Annotated in this window: 1 protein-coding gene and 1 pseudogene; both read left to right on the top strand. The window is 72.6% G+C overall.

Features of this window, described 5'->3' with window-relative positions; genetic code table 11:
- Positions 1–515, top strand: a pseudogene (locus tag ACFU99_RS42710) (Asp/Glu racemase); the annotation flags it as partial.
- A 192-nt stretch (positions 516–707) separates the two neighbouring features.
- Positions 708–1,730 carry an acetamidase/formamidase family protein gene (locus tag ACFU99_RS42705; protein ID WP_384403926.1) on the top strand — a complete coding sequence of 341 codons (1,023 nt, stop codon included), beginning with the start codon at positions 708–710 and terminating at the stop codon, positions 1,728–1,730.
- Positions 1,731–1,750: the final 20 nt, after the last annotated feature.

The following is a 1,750-nucleotide window of genomic DNA, read 5'->3' as shown; positions in this document are numbered from 1 at the left end:
CGCCGGGCCCCGCCCCCCAGGGCGTGGCGGCGGCGGAGATCGAGGCCGCGCTCCGGGGGGAGGGGTCACAGGCCCCGGTCGTCTCCAGCGCCGGGGCGCTGCTGAGCGGCATCGAGGCGCTCGGCGCTCGGCGGGTGGCCGTCGTCACCCCGTATATGAAGGACCTGACCGCCATGGTCACCGGCTATCTTCAGGACGCCGGGACCGAGGTCGTGGACGCGCTGAGCCTGGAGGTCCCCGACAACCTCGCGGTGGCCCGCCTCGATCCGGACGCGCTGCGCGAGCACTGGCGGCGGCTGAACCTGGCCGGCGCGGAGGCGATCGTGCTCTCCGCGTGTGTGCAGATGCCCTCGCTGTCGGCGATCCAGCATGTGGAGGACGCGTCGGGGCTGCCGGTCCTGTCGGCGGCGACGGCCACGGTCCACCGCATCCTCACCGAACTGGGCCTGCCGACGGTGGTCCCCGAGGCGGGCCGCCTCCTCAGCGGCGCGTACCCGGCCCCGGCCGCCGCCTGAACACCCCGCTGACCTGGACGGGCACGGAGTCTTCCGCAACCGCCGCCGCCTCCCTACCCTCTTGGAGGCGGGGGACAGGAAGATCAAGAGCGGTGGGGGAGGGGAGCGACGAGTGACATCCGAGTCACCGATTCCCGCGACCCCATCCCACCGCGACGCACGCCGTAACGCACACCGTGACCAGGAGCCCGTATGAACGACCCCGTTTCAGACCCCCGGATCGTCACCGTCCGGCCCGGCGAACAGGACTACGCGTGGACGTTCGGCGGCGCCGCGCCGGTGGCCCGTATCGCGCCCGGCACCGTCCTCGACGTCTTCACCGAGGACTGCTTCGGCGGCCGGGTACGGACGGAGAAGGACCTGGTCTCCGCGGTCTGCGAGTTCCCGTTCGTCAACCCGCAGACCGGCCCCTTCTACGTCGAGGGCGCGGAGCCCGGCGACACCCTGGCCGTTCACTTCGTCTCCATCGAACCCCGCCGGGACTGGGCCGCCTCCACCACTGTGCCGCTCTTCGGCGCCCTGACGGCCACCCACGCCACCGCCGCCCTGCACCCGCCGCTCCCCGAAGCCGTCTGGATCTGGCAGCTGGACCGCGAGCGCCGCGAGTGCCGCTTCACGGCCCGCGACAGCGAGCTGGAACTCACCTTCCCGATGGACCCGATGCACGGCACTGTCGGCGTCGCGCCCGCGAATCTGGAGGTTCGCTCCGCGCTTGTCCCGGACGCGCACGGCGGCAACATGGACACGCCCGAGATGCGCGCGGGCGTCACCTGCTACCTCGGCGTCAACGTCGAAGGCGCCCTCTTCAGCCTGGGCGACGGCCACGCCCGCCAGGGCGAGGGCGAGACGTGCGGCGTCGCGGTCGAGACGGCGATGCACAGCGTCGTGATCGTGGAGCTGCTCAAGGGCGTCTCCACCCCCTGGCCGCGCCTGGAGTCGGACACCCACATCATCTCGACGGGCTCGGCGCGCCCGCTGGAGGACGCGTTCCGCATCTCCCAGCTGGACCTGATCCAGTGGCTGGCGCGGGACTACGGCCTGAGCGAACTGGACGCCTACCAGGTCGTGACGCAAGCGGTCGAGTCCCCGCTCGCGAACGTCTGCGACAGCAACTACACCTGTGTGGCCACGCTCCGCAAGGAGTGGCTGCCGGCGGCGGAGCCGCACGGCGGTCTCCACGATCACCTGCGGACGAGGGCGGCGGCGCTCGGCTGACGGGAGCGGCCCGCCGGGCC

It is taken from the genome of Streptomyces sp. NPDC057654 (genome assembly GCF_042800135.1).
Lineage (GTDB): Bacteria > Actinomycetota > Actinomycetes > Streptomycetales > Streptomycetaceae > Streptomyces.
Note: the sequence above shows the minus strand (reverse complement) of the source record. Positions and strands in the feature narration are given on the sequence as shown.

Coding starts and splice junctions, on each gene's coding strand:
- ACFU99_RS42705 (WP_384403926.1), top strand. CDS start 708: ATGAACGACCCCGTTTCAGACCCCCGGATCGTCACCGTCCGGCCCGGC.